This window comes from Amycolatopsis sp. lyj-23 (assembly GCF_046549135.1).
Lineage (GTDB): Bacteria > Actinomycetota > Actinomycetes > Mycobacteriales > Pseudonocardiaceae > Amycolatopsis.
The window spans coordinates 375,537-397,975 of record NZ_JAJPWN010000003.1 but is presented as its reverse complement, the minus strand read 5'-3'; the positions used below and the strand labels follow the sequence as shown (position 1 = coordinate 397,975).

The 22,439-nt window shown below is 71.8% G+C and carries 19 protein-coding genes and 1 tRNA gene; 13 read left to right on the top strand and 7 right to left on the bottom strand.

From position 1 onward, the window contains the following. Window positions 1-4: 4 nt before the first annotated feature. A complete protein-coding gene (locus ACLJPY_RS07975) occupies window positions 5-1,429 on the bottom strand; it encodes an MFS transporter (RefSeq protein WP_410587363.1) in 1,425 nt (474 codons plus the stop codon). Between the two features lie 102 nt (window positions 1,430-1,531). Here ACLJPY_RS07975 and ACLJPY_RS07970 point away from each other — a divergent pair, with 102 nt between their 5' ends. The 3 genes from ACLJPY_RS07970 to ACLJPY_RS07960 all read left to right on the top strand — a co-directional run bounded on the left by ACLJPY_RS07970 (window position 1,532) and on the right by ACLJPY_RS07960 (window position 4,204). Next, complete coding sequence (locus tag ACLJPY_RS07970; protein WP_410587362.1) at window positions 1,532-2,365, top strand: helix-turn-helix transcriptional regulator; 834 nt, start codon at window positions 1,532-1,534, stop codon at window positions 2,363-2,365. 94 nt (window positions 2,366-2,459) lie between these two features. Further along, a complete protein-coding gene (locus ACLJPY_RS07965) occupies window positions 2,460-3,539 on the top strand; it encodes a sensor histidine kinase (RefSeq protein ID WP_410587361.1) in 1,080 nt (359 codons plus the stop codon). Then, window positions 3,536-4,204 (top strand): response regulator, encoded by a 669-nt coding sequence (locus tag ACLJPY_RS07960; RefSeq protein WP_410587360.1) that lies wholly within the window; start codon window positions 3,536-3,538, stop codon window positions 4,202-4,204. Before ACLJPY_RS07965 ends, ACLJPY_RS07960 begins: the two co-directional genes overlap by 4 nt. 32 nt (window positions 4,205-4,236) lie before the next feature. Here the strand turns inward: ACLJPY_RS07960 and ACLJPY_RS07955 are convergent, their stop codons facing one another. The 3 genes from ACLJPY_RS07955 to ACLJPY_RS07945 all read right to left on the bottom strand — a co-directional run bounded on the left by ACLJPY_RS07955 (window position 4,237) and on the right by ACLJPY_RS07945 (window position 7,966). Beyond that, the gene (locus ACLJPY_RS07955; protein ID WP_410587359.1) at window positions 4,237-5,274 is read right to left on the bottom strand and encodes a class I SAM-dependent methyltransferase; all 1,038 of its coding nucleotides are present in this window, start codon (window positions 5,272-5,274) and stop codon (window positions 4,237-4,239) included. A 1-nt stretch (window position 5,275) separates the two neighbouring features. Beyond that, window positions 5,276-6,496, bottom strand: coding sequence for a DUF1707 domain-containing protein (locus tag ACLJPY_RS07950; RefSeq protein WP_410587358.1), 1,221 nt, complete (start codon window positions 6,494-6,496; stop codon window positions 5,276-5,278). A 159-nt stretch (window positions 6,497-6,655) separates the two neighbouring features. Beyond that, window positions 6,656-7,966 carry an alginate O-acetyltransferase AlgX-related protein gene (locus tag ACLJPY_RS07945; protein ID WP_410587357.1) on the bottom strand — a complete coding sequence of 437 codons (1,311 nt, stop codon included), beginning with the start codon at window positions 7,964-7,966 and terminating at the stop codon, window positions 6,656-6,658. Window positions 7,967-8,027: 61 nt separating this feature from the next. On the opposite strand from ACLJPY_RS07945, the gene ACLJPY_RS07940 reads away from it, so the two are divergent. Both ACLJPY_RS07940 and ACLJPY_RS07935 read left to right on the top strand, forming a co-directional pair. Continuing rightward, window positions 8,028-9,440, top strand: a complete 1,413-nt coding sequence (locus tag ACLJPY_RS07940) for an SAM-dependent methyltransferase (protein ID WP_410587356.1) — start codon at window positions 8,028-8,030, stop codon at window positions 9,438-9,440. Between the two features lie 43 nt (window positions 9,441-9,483). Then, window positions 9,484-12,657, top strand: coding sequence for a glycosyltransferase (locus tag ACLJPY_RS07935; RefSeq protein ID WP_410587355.1), 3,174 nt, complete (start codon window positions 9,484-9,486; stop codon window positions 12,655-12,657). Here the strand turns inward: ACLJPY_RS07935 and ACLJPY_RS07930 are convergent, their stop codons facing one another. Continuing rightward, on the bottom strand, window positions 12,658-13,833 hold the full coding sequence (locus ACLJPY_RS07930) for a hypothetical protein (protein ID WP_410587354.1): 1,176 nt from the start codon (window positions 13,831-13,833) through the stop codon (window positions 12,658-12,660). Between the two features lie 234 nt (window positions 13,834-14,067). On the opposite strand from ACLJPY_RS07930, the gene ACLJPY_RS07925 reads away from it, so the two are divergent. Next, window positions 14,068-14,673 (top strand): hypothetical protein, encoded by a 606-nt coding sequence (locus tag ACLJPY_RS07925; RefSeq protein WP_410587353.1) that lies wholly within the window; start codon window positions 14,068-14,070, stop codon window positions 14,671-14,673. On the opposite strand, the gene ACLJPY_RS07920 is transcribed toward ACLJPY_RS07925, so the two are convergent. Next, window positions 14,651-15,334, bottom strand: a complete 684-nt coding sequence (locus ACLJPY_RS07920; RefSeq protein ID WP_410587352.1) for an alpha/beta fold hydrolase — start codon at window positions 15,332-15,334, stop codon at window positions 14,651-14,653. The two genes, ACLJPY_RS07925 and ACLJPY_RS07920, sit on opposite strands and share 23 nt — an antisense overlap. A gap of 133 nt (window positions 15,335-15,467) precedes the next feature. On the opposite strand from ACLJPY_RS07920, the gene ACLJPY_RS07915 reads away from it, so the two are divergent. Then, window positions 15,468-16,007, top strand: coding sequence for a DUF2716 domain-containing protein (locus tag ACLJPY_RS07915; protein WP_410587351.1), 540 nt, complete (start codon window positions 15,468-15,470; stop codon window positions 16,005-16,007). A gap of 33 nt (window positions 16,008-16,040) precedes the next feature. Continuing rightward, on the top strand, window positions 16,041-16,442 hold the full coding sequence (locus tag ACLJPY_RS07910; protein ID WP_410587350.1) for an immunity 7 family protein: 402 nt from the start codon (window positions 16,041-16,043) through the stop codon (window positions 16,440-16,442). A gap of 170 nt (window positions 16,443-16,612) precedes the next feature. On the opposite strand, the gene ACLJPY_RS07905 is transcribed toward ACLJPY_RS07910, so the two are convergent. Further along, window positions 16,613-16,685: transfer RNA gene (locus ACLJPY_RS07905), tRNA-Gly, on the bottom strand. 187 nt (window positions 16,686-16,872) lie between these two features. Between ACLJPY_RS07905 and ACLJPY_RS07900 the strand changes: the two genes are divergently transcribed. The 5 genes from ACLJPY_RS07900 to ACLJPY_RS07880 all read left to right on the top strand — a co-directional run bounded on the left by ACLJPY_RS07900 (window position 16,873) and on the right by ACLJPY_RS07880 (window position 22,276). Next, window positions 16,873-18,504, top strand: coding sequence for a sigma factor (locus ACLJPY_RS07900; RefSeq protein WP_410587349.1), 1,632 nt, complete (start codon window positions 16,873-16,875; stop codon window positions 18,502-18,504). 113 nt (window positions 18,505-18,617) lie between these two features. Beyond that, window positions 18,618-19,058, top strand: coding sequence for a DUF983 domain-containing protein (locus ACLJPY_RS07895; protein WP_308671751.1), 441 nt, complete (start codon window positions 18,618-18,620; stop codon window positions 19,056-19,058). A gap of 12 nt (window positions 19,059-19,070) precedes the next feature. Continuing rightward, entirely contained in the window at window positions 19,071-19,931 is an 861-nt protein-coding gene (locus tag ACLJPY_RS07890; protein ID WP_410587348.1) for an Fpg/Nei family DNA glycosylase, read from the top strand. Between the two features lie 99 nt (window positions 19,932-20,030). Next, on the top strand, window positions 20,031-21,347 hold the full coding sequence (locus ACLJPY_RS07885; RefSeq protein WP_410587347.1) for a histidine kinase: 1,317 nt from the start codon (window positions 20,031-20,033) through the stop codon (window positions 21,345-21,347). A gap of 83 nt (window positions 21,348-21,430) precedes the next feature. Continuing rightward, window positions 21,431-22,276: a S49 family peptidase gene (locus ACLJPY_RS07880; RefSeq protein WP_410587346.1), complete on the top strand. Its 846-nt coding sequence runs from the start codon at window positions 21,431-21,433 to the stop codon at window positions 22,274-22,276. Window positions 22,277-22,439: the final 163 nt, after the last annotated feature.

The following is a 22,439-nucleotide window of genomic DNA, read 5'->3' as shown; positions in this document are numbered from 1 at the left end:
ATTTCTACCGCCGCGGGTCCGGCAGGCGCCGCCCGGTGATCGCGACCACCGTCGCCAGCACCGCGACCACGCCGATGACCAGCGCGAACGCGTCCCGCGAGCCCAGCGAGCCCGAAAGCGCCGCGTACAGACTCCCCAACGTCGCCACGCCGAGCGCCAGCGACGTCTGCTGGTTCGTCGTCATGACCCCCGAGCCGACGCCGGCCAGATCCGTCGGCACGTGGGAGAGCACGATCCGGAACAACGTCGTCATCGCCAGCGCGTTGCCCACGCCGATCGCGACCATCGAGGGCGCCAGGTCGAGGATCGTCACGTGCGGCCACGTCGACAACGTCGTGCAGAGCAACCCCACCATGCCGATCGCCGTGACCGCGCCGCCCACCGGGACGACCTTCTGGCCGTAGCGGGCCACCAGGCGGCTGCTCAGCATCGACACCGTGAAGTACGCGACCGCCAGCGGCGTCAGCGCGCCACCCGCGCCGAGCGGGCCGAAGTGCAGGCCCTCCTGCAGCGTCATCGCGAAGACGAACATGAACGAGCCGAACGCGCCGAAGAACGGCACCGCCACCATCAGCCCGCGGCGCACGCTGGGCAGCCGCATCACCGACGGCGGCAGCAACGGCGTTCCGCCGAGCCGCTCCGCCCGCCGTTCGACGTGCACGAACGCCGCCGCGGCGAACGGCGACACGGCCAGCAGCGCCAGCGTCCACCACGGCCAGCCCAGCGCGCGGCCCTCCATCAGCGGGACCAGCAACGACAGCAGGGTCACGGCCAGCAGCAGCGTGCCGAGCCGGTCGACGCCCAGCGGGTTGTGCGCGCGGCTCTCCGGCAGGCGGCGGGCCAGCACCAGCACCACCAGGCCGATCGGGACGTTCACCAGGAAGATCGGCCGCCAGCCGGTGCCCCACAGGTCGGCCGCGACCAGGCCGCCGCCGAGGAGCTGGCCGACCACCGTCGAGATGCCGCCGGTGGCGCCGAACAGGCCGAGGGCGCGCGACCGCCGCTCGCCCGACGTCGTCGCCTGGATGATCGAGAGCACCTGCGGCAGCAGCAGCGCGGACGCCGCCCCCTGCGCGGCGCGGGCCACCACCAGCGTGCCGGCCGTCGGGGCGATTCCGCAGGCCAGGGACGTCAGTGTGAACAGCCAAAGGCCCGTGACGAACAGCCGCCGCCTGCCGAACGAGTCGCCGAGGCGGCCGCCAACGACGAGCAGCACCGCGTACGCGATGCCGTAGGCCGCGACCACCAGTTCCAAGGTGGCGGTGGACGCGTGCAGGTCGGCGTCGATCGTCGGCAGTGCGACGTTGACGATGAAGAAGTCGATGATCGGCAGTGCCGCCCCCAGCAGCACCGTGACCAGGCCGGCGGGGGTCAGTCCCGGCCGGGCGGAGGCGCCGGTGGTAGTCGGCGCAAGTTCGGTCGTGGTCATGAGTACTACGATCAACCCTCTTCGAACCTGGTACCAGTTGCTGGTTATCCAGGTATTGACCACTACCTGGTACCAGGTTCCGAAGCGTGCCATCCTGGCACCATGACCACCGCCGTCGAATCCGGACTTCGCCGCCAGGAGCTGGCGAGGTTCCTGCGCAGCCGTCGGGAGCGGATCACCCCCGAGCAGGTCGGCCTGCCGATCGCCGGCCGCCGCCGGACGCCGGGGCTGCGCCGGGAAGAGGTCGCGCAGCTCGCCGGCGTCGGGGTCACCTGGTACACGTGGCTCGAGCAGGGCCGCGACATCAACGCGTCCGAGCAGGTGCTGCAGGCGATCGCCCGCACCCTCCGGCTCGACCCGCACGAGCACGTCCACCTCTTCCGCCTGGCCGGAGCGCCCGAGCCGGAGCGCGAAAAGGACTGCCAGGTCATCACGCCGGCGATGGAGCTCATGCTGAAGAAGCTCGAGCCTTACCCGGTCGCCATCCGCAACGCCCGCTGCGACCTGCTCGGCTACAACCGCGGCTACACCTGGCTGATGGGGGACGTCGACGCGATCCCGTTCGGCGACCGCAACACCCTGGTCCAGTGCCTGCTCAACCCGGAGTGGCGCCGCCGGATGCTCGACTGGGACGCGAACATCCCGCGCGTGATCGCGTCCTTCCGCGCGGCGATGGCCGACCACGTCGCCGAGCCGGCGTGGAAGCAGCTGGTCAAGCGGCTGAAGGCCGAGTCGCCGCTGTTCGCCGAACTGTGGCCGCACCACGACGTCAACTCCGAGCCGATCCGCACCAAGCGGTACCTGCACCCGGACGTCGGGTTGCTGCAGTTCAACTTCACCTACCTGTACTACGGCCGCCGGTCCGAGATCACCATGTCGACCTACACCCCGGCCGACGAAGAAACGGCGGCGAAGCTGCCGCTCGTGTTCGACTGACGACGTACGCCGGCCGTGCGCCCGCGGACGGACGCGCCGCCCGGCCGCGACCGGTAGTTTTCGCGGCATGAGAAGGCCTCCGTGGGCAGGACGCGTGGCGCGCACCATCGCCGTCGGGGTCTTCGTGCTCGGGGCGACCAGTGCGTCGTCGCGGTGGCAGCCCGGTGCGTCGCCGCTGCATCCGATCGGGTTCGCGTGGCTCGCCGCGACCGTTCTCACGCTGCTGTTCGTCCACCGCTTCCCGCTGACCCTCTTCCTGGTCGCGTCCGCGTCCGCGTTCGGCTACTACGCCTCCGGCCTGCCGGGCGGGCCGGTCATCCTGGTACCGACCGTCGCGTTGTTCGTGCTGACCCGGCACCGCGGACCGCTCACCGCGGGCATCACCGGCGTCTCGGCGCTCGCCGCCGCCTACGTCGTGCACGTCATCACCACCAGGTCCTTCGCGTTGGCGGCCGGAGCCGCGTTCCTCGTCGTCTGGCTGGTCGCGGTGATCGGCGTCGGCACCGCCGTCCGCTACCAGCTGGACGCGCTCGCCGCCCGCCGCGAGCAGGCCGACGAGCACCGCCACCGGCTCGCCGAGCAGGAACGGCTGCGCATCGCCCGCGAGGTCCACGACGTCGTCGCGCACAGCCTCGCGATGATCAACGTCCAGGCCGGGGTCGCCGCGCACGTCGCCGACCGGCGGCCCGAACAGGCGAAAGAGGCGCTGCTCAACATCAAGGCGGCCAGCGCGTCCGCGCTCAACGACCTGCGCGCGACCCTGGCCGTGCTGCGGTCCGGGGAGGACAGGGCGCCCGCGCCGAGCCTCGCCCAGGCCGGCGAACTCCTCGACCACGCCCGTGACGCCGGGCTGACGGTCGAGGTCCACGGCGAACCCGGCGCCCTCCCGGCCCCGGTCGACGCCGCCGCCTACCGGATCCTGCAGGAGTCGCTGACCAACGTCGTCCGGCACGCCGACCGGCCGGACCGCGTCGACGTCCGGTGGGACCGACGGCCCGGGACGTTCACCATGGAGGTCCGCGACGACGGCCGGGGCAGCACCCGGCCGACGCCGGGCCACGGCCTGCGGGGCATGGCCGAACGCGCCGCCGCGCTCGGCGGCCGGTGCACCGCCGGACCGGTCGACGGCGGGTTCGAAGTCCGCGTCGAACTGCCCATCGAGGGGGAAGCATGATCCGCGTCCTGCTGGCCGACGACCAGGTCCTGGTCCGCGCCGGGTTCCGGGTGCTCCTGGAGACCGAAGACGGCTTCGACGTGGTCGGCGAGGCGGGCGACGGCGAACAGGCCGTCACGCTCGCCCGCGCCCACCACCCCGACATCGTCGTGATGGACGTCCGGATGCCGGGTGTCGACGGCCTCGAAGCCACCCGCCGGATCACCGCCGACCCGGACCTCGCCGGGACGAAGGTGCTGGTCCTGACCACGTTCGACGTCGACGAGTACGTCTACGAAGCGCTGCGCGCGGGCGCCAGCGGGTTCCTGCTGAAGGACACCGAGCCGGTCGAGCTGCTGCGCGCGCTGCGGGTCGTCGCGAACGGCGAAGCCCTGCTGGCCCCGACGGTCACCCGCCGGCTGATCCAGGAGTTCGTCGGCCGCCCGGAGAACCGGCGCATCGACACGAGCGCGGTCCGCGAGATCACCGACCGCGAGCGCGAGGTGCTCGCGCTGGTCGCCGGCGGTATGTCGAACGACGAAATCGCCGCCCACCTGGTGATCTCGACGGCGACGGCGCGCACCCACGTCAGCCGCATCATGACGAAGATCGGCGCCCGCGACCGCGCCCAGCTGGTGGTGCTGGCCTACGAGTCCGGGCTCGTCACACCGCGCCGCCCCGCTTGACGCGGCGCACGTGCACCGACACAGCTTCCGGGCTACTCCGCGACCTTCTGCAGCCAGATGTTGCCGCCGGAGTTGCCCGCCAGCTCGGGGATCCGGCCTTCCAGCAGGTCGCGGTGGTGGGCCCACATGAACTGCTGGTACCAGCGGACCTCGAACCGCCGGTTGTACATCAGGAACGCGCGGAGCAGGTAGTCCTCCTGCCACGCCCGGCCTTCCACCAGCCAGTCCATCGGGTACTCGAACGGGAAGAAGACGTCGTGGACGTGCACCCACACGCCGTCGTTCAGCCGCGGGAGGACCTCGAAGAACAGGTAGTTGACGTCGGAGCCCGCCTTGACCACGTGGGTCGAGTCGATGAACAGCACGTCACCGGCCTGCAGCTGCGCGAACGTCTCCAGCGGGACGTCCTGCACCGCCTGGCCGAGCACCCGGACGCGGTCCTCGTCCCCGGGCCGGAACAGGCTCTGCAGCAGCTCCGGGTACGGCTCGACGCACGTCAGCTCCAGCTCCGGGAGCCAGCGGTCGGCCGTGTCGAGCGTCATCGCCGTCGAGTAACCCGAACCGACCTCGATCATCCGCTTCGGGTGCAGGTGCCGCAGCATCGTGTGCAGGATGATCGCGTCCGACCACGAGTACGCGGTGTTCTCGTAGAAGTAGCGGTGCTCGTCGCTGCGCTCGGCGGTGAAGGGCAGGTCGCCGGCGAGGTCCGCGAGGGCGCCGAACAGCTCGACCTGCTCCGCTTCCCGCAGGTCGATCGCCTCGGGCCGGGCGTCGATGTCGAACATCGACGCCGCACGGGCGCCGATCTCCTCCTTGGACGCGAACGGCGAGTAGAAGTGCCCCGGCGGGACCCAGGTGCGGTACTGCTCCTCGAAGGCCTGCTTCTCCTGGAGGACCTCGGCGTGCCGCGCCTGCAGCTCGTCGTGGTGGTTCATCAGGCTCTCGTAGCGCGCGGAAAGCTGGTCGTAGCGCGACGACAGCTGGTCCGCCCGGATGGTCAGGTCGTCGTAGGACTTCCGCGCCACCGCGTACCGCTTGACGATCCGGCGGAGCCGCTTTTCCAGCGTCATGTCAGTTGTTCGTCCGCTCGGTGGGCGGCGACTTCTGGACCTGCGCGTTGAGCAGCGTCTTGAACGAGTCGAGCGCCTTGTCCTTGTCCGGGCCGTAGGCGTCGACGATGATCACGCGGCTGTACAGCACGTACACCGCGCGGTAGACGTACTGCTGGCCGCCGTCAGGCGTGGCGAACACCGGCACGCCGTGCAGCGACAGGTCCCGCGCGGCGGTCAGGCCGCCCTCCTGCTGCGCGTTCGCGTACTCCTGCGCGACCGGCGTGGCGGCCTGCGGGTTCGGCATTTCGAGCGCGTACAGGCCGAGCGTGACGTCGCCGTCGGTGGAGGTCTTGAGCAGGCCTTCCGTCATGCCGCCCGTCTTGAGCCGCTCGACGACGGTGGCCGGCAGGAACTTCGCCGTCTCCAGCTTGGCGATGTCGAACGTGCCCCCGCCCGCCCGGGTCTTGCCGAGCGGGGTGGCCAGCGCCGAGGAGTTGTCGCCCGGCTCGGCCTTGGCGGCGGGCGGTTCCGGCAGCGGCTTGCTGGTCGGCACCGGCGGCGGCTGCTGGCTGGTGCTCTGCTGGGCGACCGGGGAGTTGCCGTTGTCCTTGATGAACAGCGCCCAGACGCCGAACCCGAGACCCGCCAGCACGACCAGCCCGAGCGCGGCGAAGGCGATCTTCTTGCCCTTGCCGGACGACGGCTGGGTCTGGAACGTCTCCGGGCCCTGGCTGATCCATTCGGCGTTGTTCGACGGGTTCACCGGCGGGAAGTCCGAGCCGCCCCACGGCGGGGCGGCGTCCGGCTGGGCCGGGCCCCACGGGTTCTGCTGCGGGTGCTGCGGCGCGGGGAACCCGCCCGCCGGCGACTGCTGGCTGTAGGGCTGCTGGTACTGCGGCATCGGCTGCGGGAACCCGCCGGAAGGAGAGTTCTGCTGTTGCTGCTGCCACGGCTGCACGACCTGGGTGCGCTCGCCGCCCGCGTCGGCCGAGGAGACGATCTGCGTGGCCTCCGCCGAAGCGCTGGGGTCCGGCTGCTTCACCGGCGCGGACACCGGCGGGATGATCTGCGTCTCCGCGGCCGAGGAGGACGACGGCTGCGCAGGAGCCTGCTGGGGCCCGTCGGCGTTCGTGACGGCCATGCTCAGCACGCGATCGCGCCGGGTCCGGTACTCGTCCGCCGTCAGGCTGCCGGCCGCGAGCTCCTCGTCCAGCCTGCGCAGATCTTCCTGCCAGGTCACCCTGGTACCCCCTTCGGGTAGTCGTCCCCGAACATGCGAACGTGCTGGCGCGCGGCCGAAGACCCCGGGCCGCACGCAGACATTGTGCACGGGTGTGCTTACCCGTCGGCGGCCACCACCCCGTCGTTACCGATGCGAGCCGCGGGGTGGCCGTCGAGGTCAGCGCGGGTGCCGGGCCAGCGCCTTCGCCAGCTCGTCGATCGTCTGGTCCCGCAGCAGCGCCGACGAGCCGCCGGTGACGCTGCGTTCGACGAACTCGAACGTCACCACGTCCCGGTCGGCGAACAGCTCGGCGAGCTGGTCCACGTTGCTCTGCCCGACGGTGTCGCTGTGCACGATGGTGACGTCCTGGCAGGTCGCCGCCAGGAACGGGGTGGCGAACTGGGTGAAGGAGTCGGCCACGATCCCGATGTCCGGGCGGAGCGAACCGGCCGGGCTGGCCCCGTCCGGCTGCGTCAGGCGCAGCGGCGACCGGAAGTCGCTCGCGATGTAGCGCGCGCGGTCCTGGCCGCCGTCGGTGGACAGGCTGTAGGTGGGCAGGCTGCGCTGTTCGGTGCGGCCGAGCAGCCGGGCCAGGTCCGCGGGCCACGGCCGGACGCCGTTCGGTGCCGCGCGCCAGTTCACCGTGCTGCCGGGCGCGATCGCCTGGCCGAGCGCGTACGTCATGACCAGGCCGCCGTCGTACGACCAGTGCGTGTCGTTCGGGTCGTAGAGCGACCGGCCCAGCCGCTGCTCGGCGTCGGCGAGCGCGGGCCGCAGGTCGAGCGCGCCGGTCTCCCGCGGCACCCGGTTCCAGAACGCGGTGGTCCTGGCCTGGGCGCAGGCCTTGCCGACGTAGTCGTCGGGCAGGTGCGACGGCTCCTGGGTGTACTTGTCCGGCGCGAAGACCAGCACGAACTTCCGGCCCGAGCTCTCGACCGCCCCGCGCAGCCGCCGGAGCGCGGAGACGACGTGGTCGAGGTCCATCACCGGACGGCACTTCGCGTTGACGTCCTCGCCGAGGTAGAGCCAGCCGTCCTTGCCCGGGATGACCTGCGGGTAGACGTACCCGGGGACGTCACCGGTGCCGGACTGGCCCTGGTCGACGCCGACCGTGCCGTGGTTGGTGCCCTGGCCGGAGCCCGGCGGGTCGCCGAAGACGCCGGTGCTGATCCGGTCCGCGGCCTGGACGCCGGTCTGGCGCAGCGGGAGGTGGTCGGTGGCCCAGCCGGTGAGTTCCGGGAAGAAGTTCCAGCCGTCGCCGAGGCTTGGGAACGGCCGCAGCGGCCGGTTTTCGAACGCGGTCGGCTGCACCCCCGCGACCCACAGCAGCACCGGCGCGAGGAAGAAGACGATCGCGCAGGTCAGCGCGGTGCGCTGGCGGCTGCTGTGCCGGGGCCGGTAGAGGTTGTGCTCCTTCGGGAGCCAGGACTCCGGCGTCTGCGGCAGCTTCGCGTCGGCAGGCGACTGCGGACGGAGGCGGGAGGGCACGGCCGTATCCTAGCGCCGGGCGGGGCCGGACCGGCCGGATCCGGGGAAGCGGGAACGTGCGATGAGCGGTGGGCGAGGACCCGGCTACGAGCAGCGGCTGGCCAGGGAACGCGAGACCTTCGCCGGTCAGGTCGAGGTGCACGGCAACCTGCCGGAGTCGGCCCACCACTGGTCCGCGCGGCACATGCTGCCCAAGCTCCAGGCCCTCGGCGTCCCCGGCATCGGCGAGCTGATCACCGGCGAGATCGGCGCCCGCGCGCAGCGGCTCGACCGGGACGTCGTCGTGCTCTCGCTGGGCAGCGGCAACGGCGACCAGGAGCTCGGCTGGCTGCGGACACTGGCGGAATCGGGGCTGCACAACGTGCGGCTGCGGCTGCTGGAGCTGAACCCCGACATGCAGGCCCGCGCCGAGGCGTCCGCCCGCAAGCAGGGGGTCGCCGACCGGGTCGAGCTGATCACCGCGGACTTCAACACCTGGCGCGCGGACGCCGCACACGACGTCGTCGTCGGGTTCCAGGCCCTGCACCACGTCCTGGACCTGGAACACCTCTACGGGCAGATCCGCGACGGGCTCGACCCCGACGGCGTGCTCGTCGTGCACGACATGATCGGCCGCAACGGCCACCGCCGCTGGCCCGAGGCGCTGGAGGTCGTCGACCGGATCTGGGCGACGCTGCCGGCGCGGCTGCGCCGCAACGCGCTGACCGGCGAGGTCGACGACCGGTTCGTCGACATCGACTGCGCGGCCGACGGCTTCGAGGGCATCCGCGCCCAGGACGTCCTGCCGGTGCTGCTCGAATACCTGCACCCCAGCCTGTTCCTGCCCTACGCCAACGTCATCGACCCGTTCGTCGACCGGATCTACGGGCCCAACCTCGACCTGGCCGATCCTGCCGACGTGCAGCTGCTCGAGCACCTCGGCGACCTCGACGACACGCTGGTCGACCTCGGGATCGTCAGCCCGACGCACCTCACCGCGCTGTTCCACCCGGTGCCGCGGCCGCTGCGGGTGCACGGTTCGCGGACGCCGGAGCGGTCGGTGCGCGACACGCGGGTCGTCGACCCCGCCGGGCGCGTCTCGTTCCGGCCCGGCGGGAACCCCGGGGAACGCCTGGTGCGCGGAGCCGGCCTGGTGACCGGCCGGATGAACGGCGTCGAGCACGACGACTGGGCCGGCCCGTCGGCCGAGTTCCCGCTGCTGACCACGGCCGCGGTCGAGGCCGTCGAGCTGCGCACCTACCTGCCGGACGACTCCGCCGACCACGGCAGCGTGACGATCGCGGTCGACGGGGAGCCGGTCGCGAAGGCCGACGTCGGGCCTGGGCTCGTCGAGCAGGTCGTGCCGGTGCGGATCGCGGCGCACCGGCAGGTCCGGTTCTCGCTCGACGCCGACTGGTCGATCACCGCCGGTTCCGGCGCCGATCGGCGGACGCTGTCCTACATCCTGGTCGGGCTGCGGCTGCTGGAAAGGTGAGGGCGGCCCCGGCGGCCCTGGTCGGGCGGCTAATCTGCCCGCCATGGGCAAGGGGACGAGCGGTGAGCGCCTGATCGAGTGGACCGGCGAGCGGTGCGTGCCGTGGACCGACGACCTCCAGGTGATCTACGAGCACTACCACCGCTACGCGTTCGCGGCCCGGTTCGCCGCCGGCAAGCGCGTGCTCGACCTGGCCAGCGGCGAGGGCTACGGCAGCGCGCTGATGGCGCGTTCGGCCGCCGAAGTGGTCGGCCTCGAGCTGGACCCGACGACCGTCGAACACGCCCGGCGCGCCTACCCGGGGCTGCGCTTCGAGGTCGGGTCGATCACCGACCCGGCCGCGCTGGACGGCGAGCGGTTCGACGTCATCACGTGCTTCGAGGCGATCGAGCACGTCGAGGCGCAGGACCGGCTGATGGAGCTGGTCCGCAACCGGCTCGCCCCGGGCGGGGTGTTCCTGTGCAGCACGCCCGACACCGAGGTCTACAGCCACGACCACGGCAACGAGAACCCGTACCACGTCCACGAGCTCACCGGGCCGGCGTACCGGGAGCTGCTTTCCCGCAGCTTCGCCCACGTCGTCGTGCTGCGCCAGAACGTCGCCGTCGGCTCGCTGATCCACGACGGCGGCGCGGGCCGGGGCGCCGAGGTGCTGACCCTGTCGGACGACGGCGACGGCTGGGTCGTCGAGCCGGGCGCACCGCACACCTACTTCGTCTCCGTCGCGTCGGCCGAGCCGGTCGAGGTGCCCTCGACGTCCGCGCTCGTGGACCCGAAGCTGACGCTGGTCGCCCGCGCCGCGGCCGAGACCGGGCGGCTGCGCGCCGAACTGGCCGGCGCCGAAGCCGAGCGCGAGCGCGCAGCGGCGTCCGCGAGCCGGCTGACCGCCGAGCTGGCCGAGGTCACCGCCGCCGAACGGCGGGCCGCGGCCGAGCGCGACGAAGCGATCGAGCAGGCCGAGCGCGCCCGCGAGGAGCGGCGGCGCGCGTCCGACGAGCTGAACCTGCTCAAGCGCAAGAGCGGCTACGACAGCGAACGGCTGGAGTGGCTGGCGGGCAACAACGCCGGGCTCAACGAGACGATCGGCAGGCTCGCCGCGGAAAACGCGAAGCTGCGCGCCGAGACGTCCGCCGTCGCCCAGCGGCTGATCGGGAAGTACCGCGGGTCGATCGAGAAGTACGCCCCGCGCGGTACCCGCCGCCGCGACCTCTACGAGACGGCGCTCGGAAGGCAGGCGGGCTCGCTGCCGGCCACCCCGCCGGTGCCGGGGCCGGTCGCGGTCACCACCAGCGACCAGCCGATCGTCAGCGTCGTCATCCCGGTCTACGGGAACTGGCCGTTCACCCGCGGCTGCCTCGACTCGATCCAGCGCCACCTGCCGTCGACGCCGTTCGAGGTGATCGTCGTCGACGACGCCTCGCGCGACGACTCGGCCGACCGCGTCGCCGGCTGCGCCGGGGTGCGGCTGGTCCGCGCCCCGAAGAACCTCGGGTTCGTCGGCGCGTGCAACCTCGGCGCCGAGCACGCCCGCGGCGAGCACATCATGTTCCTCAACAACGACACCGAGGTCCGGCCGGGCTGGCTGGACGAGCTGGTCGGCGTGGTCGAGTCCCGCCCGGACGTCGGGCTCGTGGGCTCGAAGCTCGTCTACCCGGACGGCCGGATGCAGGAGTGCGGCGGGATCATCTGGGCCGACGGCACCGGCTGGAACTACGGCAGGCTGCAGTCGGCGGACACGCCGTGGTTCCAGTCCGTGCGGGACGTCGACTACTGCTCGGGCGCGGCCCTGCTCGTCCGGCGCGACCTCTTCGAGCGGATCGGCGGCTTCGACAAGCGTTTCGCGCCCGCCTACTACGAGGACACCGACCTGGCGTTCGCCGTGCGGGCGGCCGGGTTCCGGACGGTGGTCCAGCCCGCGTCGGTCGTCGTGCACCACGAGGGCATCACCAACGGCACGGACGTCTCGTCCGGCGTGAAGCGGCACCAGGAGCTCAACCGCGGGGTCTTCGTCGAGAAGTGGAGCGTCCAGCTGCGCGACCACTTCCCGGAGGCGAGCCCGCGCGCGGTCTGGGCCGGGCGCCAGCGGACGGCGGACGGCCACCGCGGCGGCACCGTGCTCGTCGCCGACCACCAGGTGCCCATGCCGGACAAGGACTCCGGCTCGGTGCGGATGTTCCGCGTCCTCGAACTGCTCGTCGGCCTCGGCCACCGGGTCGTGTTCATGCCGCTCAACAACGCGCTGCCCGAGCCGTACGCCCACGCGCTGTACCAGGCGGGTGTCACGGTGGTGACCGGACCCGGCGAGCAGCAGGAGTTCCTCCGCGACGCCGGACCCGACCTGCGCCTCGCGATCCTCTCGCGGCCGCACGTCGCCTGGCAGCTGCTGGAGCAGGTGCGCGAGCACGCGCCGGACTGCGTCATCGCCTACGACACCGTCGACCTCCACTTCGTCCGGCTCAACCGGCAGGCCGACCTGGCCGCCCAGCTCGGTGACACGCGGGAAGAGCTGACGCTGCGGCGGCGGGCGGAAGTGCTGCGGGAGTCCGAACTCGGCCTCACCCGCGCCACCGACGTCACCTTCACGGTGTCCGATGTGGAGCGTGGGCTGCTGCGTGAGCTCGTGCCGTCGGCGCGGGTCGAGGTGCTGTCCAACGTGCACCACGCCGACGGCGCGCTCGCCGTCCCGGACGGCCGCGCGGACGTGCTCTTCGTCGGCAGCTTCGACCACCTGCCCAACCGGGACGCGGCCCGCTGGCTGGCCACCGAGATCATGCCGCTCGTGCGACGCCGCCGCCCGGACGCGGTGGCGCAGATCGTCGGGAGCAACCCGCCGCAGGAGGTGTTCGACCTGGCCCGCGAAGGCGTGGTCGTCCGCGGCTGGGTGCCGAACCTCGACAGCGCTTACGGCGAGGCCAGGGTCGTCGTCGCGCCGCTGCGCTTCGGCGCGGGCGTGAAGGGGAAGCTGGGCGAGAGCCTCGCGTGCGGCGTGCCCGTCGTCGCCACGCCGCTGGCCACCGAAGGCATGCACCTCACGCACGGCCGGGACGTCCTCGTCGGCGCTTCGGCCGAGGAACTCGCCGAGGAGATCGTCACCCTGCTCGAGGACGACAAGCTGTGGCAGCGGCTGTCCGAAGCGGGAAAGTCCGTGGTGGACCGCCTCTTCGGTGCCGACGTCGCCCGCCACACCCTGGCCGGGCTGCTGGACCGGCCGGCCTGATCAGCTGGGCGGCAGCGCTTTCTGGAACACCGAAAGCGCGTTGTCCAGCCCGGTTTTCAGGTCGTTGCGGTCCTTCCCGAACGGCTGGGACACCCACAGCACGATGGCGACCTTGCCCGAGGTGTACCAGGTGCCGTCCAGCCGCCGGTCGCCGTTGCGGCCGGTGACGACCTTGTCGTCGCCGGCCAGCGGGGCGAAGCCGCCGGAGGCCGCGGCCGCGCGCAGGTAGTCGACGACGGCCTTCGCGCCCTCGGGCGAGTCGGTCGGAACGGCGAAGGCCAGGTAGCCCAGGTCCCCGGTGGACGAACCGCGGTAGACGAGCTGCGTGACGCCGTGCTGCGAGAAGATCTGCGCGGTTTCCTTCGGGTACAGGTTCAGGTCGAGACCCTTGGCCAGCGACAGCGTCGAACTGCCGGCGTACTGCATGCCCGGCAGCGGCGGGACCTGGTCCTCCAGCTGCGGCTGGGCGGCGGCGGCCGGCGGCTGCGGTAGCGTGGGCACGAGGGTGGACAGGGCGTTGGACTTCGGTTCGTCGCGCCCGAGCCACACCGTCGCGCCGATGATCAGCCCGAGCACCACGAGCACGCCGAGGGCGATGAACGGCCACGTCCGCCGGGAGCGGTCGGCCTCTTCGCCGTCGCCGGACAGGAACCGGTGCTTGCCCGCCGGCTCCTCCGGCTCGGCGTCGCGCGGCGGTGGCGCGGACTCTCCGCCCGGCGGCGTGATCGGCGGGAAGCGGCGGCCGAACTCCTGCTCGCCGGGGCCGTCGACCCGCAGGTAGCGGGTCGGGACGATGTCGGCGGGGCTCGGCGCGGTCGTCATGTGGTCGGGGATCGCCTGCACGTGGGCCGCGGACAGCGTCTTCGGCAGGCCGGTGCGCTGCCACGGCGGGTGCGGCGGCGCCGGTGGCGGCGGCGTCGGCGTCGGGGTCGAGCCGTACCGCGGCGACTCGATGCGCTGCGGCGGCGCCGGCTGGGCGGGGGCGGGGTGGCTCGCCGGGTTCGCGCTCCGCCAGCCTTCACCCGGACGGCGCAGCGGCGAAGGCACCGGTGACGGCACGGTGGACCCGGACGCCTGGGCGAGCAGCTCGTCCCGCTGTTTGCGGTGGTCGGCGGCGCCGATGCGCCCCGCGGCAAGATCCGCGTCGAGACGGCGCAGCTCTTCCTGCCAGCTCATCCTTTGGGACCCCCATCCACCGTTCGGGGCATCAGTCTGGCACGTCCTGCCGACCGGCGAGGTTGCGGTTTGAGGTTGATCGGCAACTTAGCGCACGGCCGCCGATTTGGGGAGAGTTCGACCGGGTCACTCTTCAGGACCGCGAAAAGTGTCGTACATATGTTCTAAAATTGGCGTTGTCCAGGGGAGATGCCGCCCGCGTCCGCGGGGGGCGTGATGGAGGAAGGCAGGGCCATGGCCTACATCACCCTGTCCACGTTCGTGGGCTACAGCGCGAGTTCCGGGCCGTCGCGGTCGTCGTTCGTCCGGCGGCAGCGCCGGCAGTACGAAGATCCGGCGCGGGCGGCGTTCAACTACTACCGGCGGGCGGCCAACGCGGTGCGGTCCGGGCGGGCGGCGAACCAGGACGAGGTCGCGCTGCGCGCCCTCGTCAACGCCGCCGACGAGCGGACGAAACCGCACTACGCGGCGATCGCCGACGGCTGGCTGCGGTACCTCGGCCGGAAGTCGCCGAAGCTGGTCGACGTCGGCCGGGGCCGGTGCCGGATCGGGGAGCTCGAGATCGGCGTCAGCCCGCAGATGGGGCTGCGCAAGAGCGACGGCCGCCGGTACGCGACCTGGCTCTACTTCAAGGAGGAGCCGCTGGCGAAGGATTCGGCGCAGCTCGCGCTGTGGGTGCTGGAGCAGGCGATGCCCGACATCCTGCCCGGCGCGGAGGCGCTGGTGATCGACGTCCGGCGGGCGAAGGAGTACCAGCTCTCGGCGCGTGACCGGGCCCGGTTGCGGCCGTGGGCCCGCAGCGAGGCGTCGGCGTTCCTCACCCTGTGGGACGCAGCCTGAGCAGCACTTCCGCCACCAGGTCCGGCTGGGTGACGAAGGGGTGGTGCGCCACTGGCAGTTCGACGACGTCGGTCGCGCGCGCCGCCTGGGCGCGCTGGGTTTCGGGCAGCGTCGCGCGGTCTTCGGTGCAGAGGAGGTAGGTCGACGGGACGTCCCGCCACGCCGCCCGGGTCGCCGGCTGGCCGAACACCGCCTCGTTCTGCGGGGTGAGGCGGCCGGCGGCCGCGGCGTAGGTGGCGTCGTCGAAGTCCTGGGCGAACAGCGGCCGGACGAACTCTTCCCGGACGCTGGCCGAGCCGTCGTCGTGGCTGACGTGCCACGGCGGCGGCTCGCCCGTCCCGAAGTCCGCGAGCGCCTCGCCGACGTCCGGCAGGAACGACGTCACGTAGACGAGCCGGTGGACCGCGGGGTGATCGCCCATTGTGGTGATCACCATGCCGCCGTACGAGTGACCGACGAGCAGGGCGGGTTCGTCCGAAGTGTCGAGCAGGGCGCGGACGGCGTCGGCGTCGGCGTGGAGATCACCGCGCGGCTCGGCCTCGCAGCTGGGCAGCACGGCCGCTGAACTGGGCAGACCGTGCTGTTCGAGGACGTCGGCCGTCGGCTGCCACCACCAGGCGCCGTCGCGGACGAAGGCGCCGTGGACGAAGAGGACTCGCATGGTGACAACTTGGCAGAACCCACCCGGATGAGTGACGCAGTTCGCGGCGGGCGGACGAGGACTGGACAAACCGGAGGGTGAACACGAAGCTTTCGCGTGTTCTTCCGCGCCTGGCCGACTTGAGGTCCTCATAGTGAATGCTGCCTGGGAAGCCGTCTCCCGCGTCGTCGACGAGCCCGCCTGGTACTGGGTGTACGACAAGCTGGCGTTCTGGCCGAGCACCTACGCGCACGCCTGGCCGGGCTTCCGGGAGCCGGTGCCGTCGCGGACGTGGGACCTCTCGCCCGGTGATCTGGACCGCGCGTCGGCGGAGTTCCGCCTGGGCCCGTACGCGGTCGAGGAGCACCAGGTCGCGACGATCGCGCTGGCCGCGTTCCGCGAGGTCTGCGGCCCGGACGAGTGGATGTGGGCGCTGCACTGGCAGCACCAGTCGTACCGCATCCGCCCGCACCTGATGTCCGAAGGCGCCCGCTGGCCGGTGCCGGTGTTCCCGCGCGCGGACTACCACCTGTTCCTGGCGGCGGACTTCTCCTACGGCACGCTCGGGCACCCGTGGGAGCGGACGCTGTGCGTGTTCGGCGAGAAGCTGGTGCCGGCGTTCGAACGGCTGGGTGCGGGTGTGCTGCCGAACGTGCTGCGCCGCGACGGGAAGCCGTCCGCGCTGGCCCGCTGAGCCGCGGGTGGAGCTCTTGCTACCGTTCTGCGGGTGTTCGAATACCACGGCTGGGTGACCATCCAGGCGACCGCGAGCGGCGACGACGACGCGGCGCTCCTGGAGCGCCTGGTCGACCGCGTCCACCGCGCGATCCGTGACGCGGGCGACTTCGACCTGGTCGACCTCCGCTGGAGCGGGGGCATCCCGATGCTCCACTTCGGCGGTTTCGACAAGCACGGCGGCGCCCTGGCCACCGAACTGCTGAACCTCTTCACCCGAGCGGGCGAACTGGCCCCGGGTTCCTACGGCCTCCTGCACACCTGGGACGACCAGGACACGGAGAACGACAACAACTTCCGCGTCTACCGAATGGCCCGAGGCCAGGTAACCGAGCGCGAAGACCCCCACCTGACCCCAGTGGCGCCCACAATCCTCGACACCTACGAGCTCTGACCCGGCAAAGGATCCGAGCGACGAACGCACCAAGTCAGGCAAAGCAAACCCAGGAAACCCACCCAGGCCTGGCGAAGGCACCGTGGGGGGTCCGGGGGGCTCGGCCCTCCGGGTGAAATGGCGAAGGGGCTGTGTCGGCGCTTTCCGCCGACACAGCCCCTTCAACCCCGAGCGGATGACGGGATTCGAACCCGCGACCCTCACCTTGGCAAGGTGATGCGCTACCAGCTGCGCTACATCCGCGTTGTCTTGCTGATGGAGGGAACTCTATACCCTCGCCGTGAGGGCTCGGTGACCGGGTCCCCCCGTCCCCGGACCGGTGCTTCGGTGTCACAGCTGGCGTACAAGGGGTGACGACGGCTGATTCCCTCCGTATGGTGTCTCCATTCGACCGAATGGGGAGACCTTCGGGGAGGAGGTGCCGGGCCGGATGACCGAGCTGGGCACGGTGCCGCCACCAGCGGCCTCGGAATCCGACGAACAGGCACTGCTGCAACGGCTGCGCAACGGCGAAAACGCCGCCTTCGGCGAGCTGTTCGAGCTGCACGCCGCCGCGGTGCGCCGGCTGGCGCAGAGCCTGGCCGCCGACCGCTCCGAGGCCGAGGACATCACCGCGGAGACGTTCTTCCGCGTGTTGCAGGCGCTCCGCCGCGGTGCCGGTCCCCGTGACTACGTCCGCGCCTACCTGCTGACCGTGGCCCGCCGCGTGTCGTGGGAGTGGCACGGTGCCCGCCGGGACGTCCCGGTGTCGGACGACGAGCTGAACTTCCGCGCCGGGGCGGGGGCGGACACGCACGCCCGCACGGCCGAGCACACGTTGATCACGACCGCGTTCACCAGCCTGCCGGAGCGGTGGCGTTCGGTGTTGTGGCAGACCGAGGTCGAAGGCGAGCAGCCCGCGATGGTCGCTCCGCACTTCGGGTTGAGCGCGAACGCGACAGCGGCGCTGGCCCGCCGGGCCCGGCAGGGGCTGCGGGCGGCGTACCTGCAGGCCCACCTTTCGGTGAACCGCGGGCCGGATTCGTGCCGGGCGGTCGTGGAGAAGCTGGGCGGGTTCACCGCGGGCAGCGTCACCGGCGCCGAGGCCGAGCGGATCAAGGCGCACCTGCACGGCTGTGCTTCGTGCCGGGCGACGCAGGACGAGCTGCGGGACGTCTGTTCGTCGCTGCGCGCGCACGCCGGGGTGCTGGTGCTGCTGGTGCCGGCCGCCGCGTCGCTGGGCGGCGGCGGGGCGCTGGCCGGGCTCGGTGCCACGGTCAAGGGCGTGCTCGTCGGTTCGAAGGTCAAGATCGGGCTCGCGCTGGCGTCGACCGCCGCGGTGGGTGCCGTCGGCGTCGCGGCCGGGCCGGTGTTGTTCGCTTCCGGGCCGGTGCAGGACGTCGGGTTGTCAGGCGGAGCGCCCGAACTCGTCGTGGTGCCGCCGTCCGAGACGCACCACCAGCCGCCGCCGCAGGTGCCGCCGGAGCCGCGGGTCGGCGTCGGCGTGCTGAACGGCCGCAGCACCGGGGTCGCGGTGGCGGCCCGGTCGCGGGGTGGGGCGGGCCCGGTCGCCGCGAACGAGGTGCCGGAACTGCCCGTCGCCGCGGACGTCCCGGTCGCGGCCGTGGGCGGCGGCGTGGCGCCGCCGGTCCCGCGCGACGACGTCACCTCCTCGACCTTGATGGCGCCCGACCACCAGGCGACGTCGCCGCGGCTGGACACGTCGCGCCCGGAAATGACGATCACGACCGAGTCCACGGACGCGCCCGGGCCGCAGCAGGCCGACGCGCCCGAGCTGTCGCCGACCGGCCGGCCCGGCAAGCCGGTCCCGTCGTCGGACCAGGCGGGGAAGCCGGCGCCGAAGGACGACGAAACCGGCGTCACGGACCCGCCGAAGACCACCGAGACGCCGAAGACGACGGACACGCCGATGCCCGCCGACGCGCCGAAGACGACGGAAACCCCGGCGCCGACGCAGACCGTGACGCCGACTTCGGGGAAGCCGTGCCCGGACAGCGCCCCGGCCGTCACCGGATCGGACGAACCGGCGGACGCGGCCCCGGCCACACCCCCGGGTTCTTGATCAGCGGTGATCGGGTCCGGCGGGCGAGATGTCCGGTTCCTCCCTCGCGCAGGTGCGGCCGCGCACGGTACCGTTGAGCTGCTCACCCTGCGGGCGCCCCGGGAGGCAACTGAATGAACCGGCTGGTACGCGGCGAAGACGGCCGCGACTGGGTGGTCCGTGCCCAGATGGAATGGCGCGCTCCGGCGACGGCCGACGACTTCGAGCACGACGTGGCGGGCAGCTACGGGCCCGGGATCGCGATGATCGTGGTCACCACGCTGCTGGCCGTGATCCTCATCGTGTGGACACCCGACCAGGTCAACGTCCCCGCGTGGGTGCTGCTGGCGCTGCTGCTCGTGGTGCTGTTCTTCCCGCTGCGGTGGATCCTGCGCCGTCCGTGGACCGTGGTCGCGGAGACCGAGGGTGACGTGACCGGCGACCGGCCGTCCGAGCGCTGGGTCGGCACCATCCGCGGCATGTTCACCGTGCAGGGCGAGGTCAAGAAGATCTCCAAGACCATCCAGCGGCACTCGCTGCCGGACTTCGACGGGCCCCTTCACCCGGTCGAGTAGGACACTGGTGTCATGCCCGAGCTACCCGAGGTCGAAGCACTGGCCCACCACCTGCGCGAGAACGCCGTGGGCCGGACGATCTTCCGCATCGATGTCGCATCGCTGAGCGTCCTGAAGACGGCGACACCGCCGTGGACCGACCTGCACGGCCGCGAGATCACCGGCGCGACCCGGCACGGCAAGCACCTCGACGTCGTGGCCGGTGACCTGCACCTGGTCGTGCACCTGGCCCGCGCGGGCTGGCTGCGCTGGTCCGACGGCCTCGCCGCGGCGCCGCTGAAGCCGGGGAAGGGCCCGATCTCGCTGCGGGTGCACCTCGAGTCCGCCACCGGGCCGGGCTTCGACCTCACCGAAGCGGGCACCAAGAAGGGCCTCGCGGTGTGGATCGTCAAGGACCCGCAGGAGATCGCCAGCGTGGCGCGGCTGGGGCCGGACGCGCTCGCCGTGGACGCCGCCCAGCTGCGGGAGCTGTTCGCCGGGAAGAACACGCGCCTGAAGTGGGCGCTGACCGACCAGTCGCTGCTCGCCGGGATCGGCAACGCCTACTCCGACGAGATCATGCACCGCGCGAAGCTCTCGCCGTACGCCACGATCGACAAGCTCGGCGAAGGTGCGCTGGAGACCCTCGCCGAGGCCATCCACGAGATCGAGACGGACGCCGTCGAGCGGTCGGTCGGGCAGAAGGCGGCCCGGCTGAAGGGCGAGAAGCGGTCGGGCCTGCGGGTCCACGCGCGGACCGGGCTGCCGTGTCCCGTCTGCGGCGACACGATCCGCGAAATATCCTTCGCCGACAAGTCGTTCCAGTACTGCCCGACGTGCCAGACGGGCGGCAAGCCGCTCGCCGACCGCCGCATGTCGCGGCTGCTGAAGTAACCGCTCCCGGACGCTCGGTAGGGTCTTCCCGACTCTCGGTCAGCGCAGTCGGACAGAAAGTGGGATCAGGCCTTGCACCCGGTCGATCGAGCGCAGAGCATGGACGCCGTGTCCGGGTTTCCGCTTGCGCAGATCATTCCGTGGGCCCTCGTGGTGCTGCTCGTCGCCACGGTGATCGTGCTGGTCGTGAAGCTGCGCAAACCGGCCAGCGAGGTCGAGGACGCCATGCTGCAGGCGGTCCACCGGATGTCGAAGGCCGCCCCGAACCTCCGCTCCGGCCTGGACGAGGACGCGGCCGACAAGATCACCACGCAGCTGCTGCAGATGCTCGACTGCGTCGCGGTCGGCATCACCGACAGCGAAGGCACGCTGCTGTCCTGGGACGGCGAGGCGAACGAGCACTACGTCGACCTGGTCGAGGCGATCGGCGCGGCGATCCGCAAGCACCGCCGCGAGGTCGTGGCGCACGACCGGATGCCGTGCAACCACCGCGGCACCTGCCGGATGAAGACCGCGGTCATCGTGCCGCTGCTGGTGGAGGGCGAGACCGAGGCGGCGCTGATCGTCGTCGGCCGCACCCGCGGCCGGCTGGTGCAGATGGCCGACGCCGTCGCCCAGTTCGTCTGCACCCAGTTCGAGCTGGCCCGGCTCGACGAGTCCAAGCACCAGCTCCAGCAGGCCGAGATCAAGGCGCTGCGCGCGCAGATCTCGCCGCACTTCGTCTACAACGCGCTCAACACGATCTCCGCGCTGATCCGCACGGACCCCGAAGAGGCGCGAGAGCTGCTTCAGGACTTCGCCGACTTCACGCGCTACTCGTTCCGGACGTCGGGCATGTTCACCTCGCTGGCCGAGGAGCTGCGCAACATCGACCGCTACCTGACCATCGAGAACGCCCGCTTCGGCGGCCGGCTCGAGGTGCGGATGAAGATCGCGCCCGAGGTGCTCAGCGTCGTCGTGCCGTTCCTGATCATCCAGCCGCTGGTGGAGAACGCCGTCAAGCACGGGCTGGCCAGCAAGCCCAGCGGCGGCTGCGTCACGGTGATCGCGCAGGACTACGGCACCGAGGCCCTGATCAGCGTCGAGGACGACGGCATCGGCATGGACCCGCGGCGGCTGCGGGACGTCAAGAACGCGCACAGCACGGGCGCGCACGTGGGGCTGGGCAACATCAGCCAGCGCATGCAGCAGGTCTTCGGCAGCGACTACGCGGTGATGGTCGAGACGGCGCCCGGCGCGGGCATGAAGGTGACGCTGCGGGTGCCGAAGTTCGTCCCCGGCGTCCGGCCGAACATGCCGGACTACAGCTCCGACACCGAGGCCGACGTCCCGGCGCAGGGCGGTCCCGCCCAGCTGAACGGCGCCGAGGTCAACGGCGTCAACGGCACGCGCTCCGGCATCCTCCCCATGAGCTGAATCCGGCTGTGACATCCGGGGCTTCGCCCCGGGCCGGGGGCTTCGCCACCCGGACCCCCGAAAAATCCGGCTAGCCTGGCTGTATGAGCGTTACGGACAAACTGGCTTCGCGGATCCCGGTGCTCGCCGACCGGGTCGAGCGCAAGGACGTCGTGGCCGTGGTGAAGCTGCACGGCGTGATCACGCCGTCGCCGTCGCCGCTGGCCAGGGGCGCGATCAACCTCGCCGCGGTGGAATCGGCGCTGACCAGGGCGTTCGGGCACGAGCGGCTGAAGGCGGTCGCGCTGCTGGTCAACTCGCCGGGTGGCGCGCCGACGCAGTCGGGCCTGGTCGCCGAGCGGATCCGGCAGCTGGCCGACGAGAAGGGCGTGCCGGTGCTGGCGTTCTGCGAGGACGTCGCCGCCTCAGGCGGCTACTGGCTGGCCTGCGCGGCGGACGAGATCTACGCGCACCGGACGTCGATGGTCGGCTCGATCGGCGTGATCAGCGGCGGCTTCGGGTTCACCGGGCTACTGGAACGCTTCGGCATCGAGCGGCGGCTGCACACGGCGGGCGCGAACAAGTCGCGGCTGGACCCGTTCTCGCCGGAGAAGCCCGAAGACGTCGAGTGGCTGAAGAAGATGCACGCCCAGCTCCACGAGCTGTTCGTGAACTGGGTGAAGGAGCGCCGCGGCGACCGGCTGACCGACTCGGAGGACCTGTTCACCGGCGACGTCTGGCTGGGCGCGAAGGCGGTCGAGCTCGGCCTGGCCGACGGCCTCGGCAGCCTCCGCCAGATCATCACCGAGCGCTACCCGGACGCGGAGATCTCGGTGGCCGAGCCGAAGAAGCCCCTGCTCGCCCGCCTCGGCATCGGGGCACCGGCGGCGGCGTCGGCCGTGCTGGACGCGGTGACGCAGAAGGCGGCCTGGTCCCGCTTCGGCCTCTGACGCCTTTGGCGCCGATGTCCGGTTCGAGTACTTCCGGGCACACTTTGTGACCTGGATCACTCTTCATGGGTAACGCCTCTGGAATCGCGGGTGGGCGTCGGGTCTCCTTGTCGACGGGCTTTGTTGTGAACGGCAACAAATCCGGTCGACAAGGAGGTCGTCC

Bases quoted from the DNA above. Each gene is read 5' to 3' on its own strand.
- ACLJPY_RS07975 (WP_410587363.1), bottom strand. From the start codon at position 1,429: ATGACCACGACCGAACTTGCGCCGACTACCACCGGCGCCTCCGCCCGG.
- ACLJPY_RS07970 (WP_410587362.1), top strand. From the start codon at position 1,532: ATGACCACCGCCGTCGAATCCGGACTTCGCCGCCAGGAGCTGGCGAGG.
- ACLJPY_RS07960 (WP_410587360.1), top strand. From the start codon at position 3,536: ATGATCCGCGTCCTGCTGGCCGACGACCAGGTCCTGGTCCGCGCCGGG.
- ACLJPY_RS07955 (WP_410587359.1), bottom strand. From the start codon at position 5,274: ATGACGCTGGAAAAGCGGCTCCGCCGGATCGTCAAGCGGTACGCGGTG.
- ACLJPY_RS07940 (WP_410587356.1), top strand. From the start codon at position 8,028: ATGAGCGGTGGGCGAGGACCCGGCTACGAGCAGCGGCTGGCCAGGGAA.
- ACLJPY_RS07935 (WP_410587355.1), top strand. From the start codon at position 9,484: ATGGGCAAGGGGACGAGCGGTGAGCGCCTGATCGAGTGGACCGGCGAG.
- ACLJPY_RS07930 (WP_410587354.1), bottom strand. From the start codon at position 13,833: ATGAGCTGGCAGGAAGAGCTGCGCCGTCTCGACGCGGATCTTGCCGCG.
- ACLJPY_RS07925 (WP_410587353.1), top strand. From the start codon at position 14,068: ATGGCCTACATCACCCTGTCCACGTTCGTGGGCTACAGCGCGAGTTCC.
- ACLJPY_RS07920 (WP_410587352.1), bottom strand. From the start codon at position 15,334: ATGCGAGTCCTCTTCGTCCACGGCGCCTTCGTCCGCGACGGCGCCTGG.
- ACLJPY_RS07900 (WP_410587349.1), top strand. From the start codon at position 16,873: ATGACCGAGCTGGGCACGGTGCCGCCACCAGCGGCCTCGGAATCCGAC.
- ACLJPY_RS07895 (WP_308671751.1), top strand. From the start codon at position 18,618: ATGAACCGGCTGGTACGCGGCGAAGACGGCCGCGACTGGGTGGTCCGT.
- ACLJPY_RS07890 (WP_410587348.1), top strand. From the start codon at position 19,071: ATGCCCGAGCTACCCGAGGTCGAAGCACTGGCCCACCACCTGCGCGAG.
- ACLJPY_RS07885 (WP_410587347.1), top strand. From the start codon at position 20,031: ATGGACGCCGTGTCCGGGTTTCCGCTTGCGCAGATCATTCCGTGGGCC.
- ACLJPY_RS07880 (WP_410587346.1), top strand. From the start codon at position 21,431: ATGAGCGTTACGGACAAACTGGCTTCGCGGATCCCGGTGCTCGCCGAC.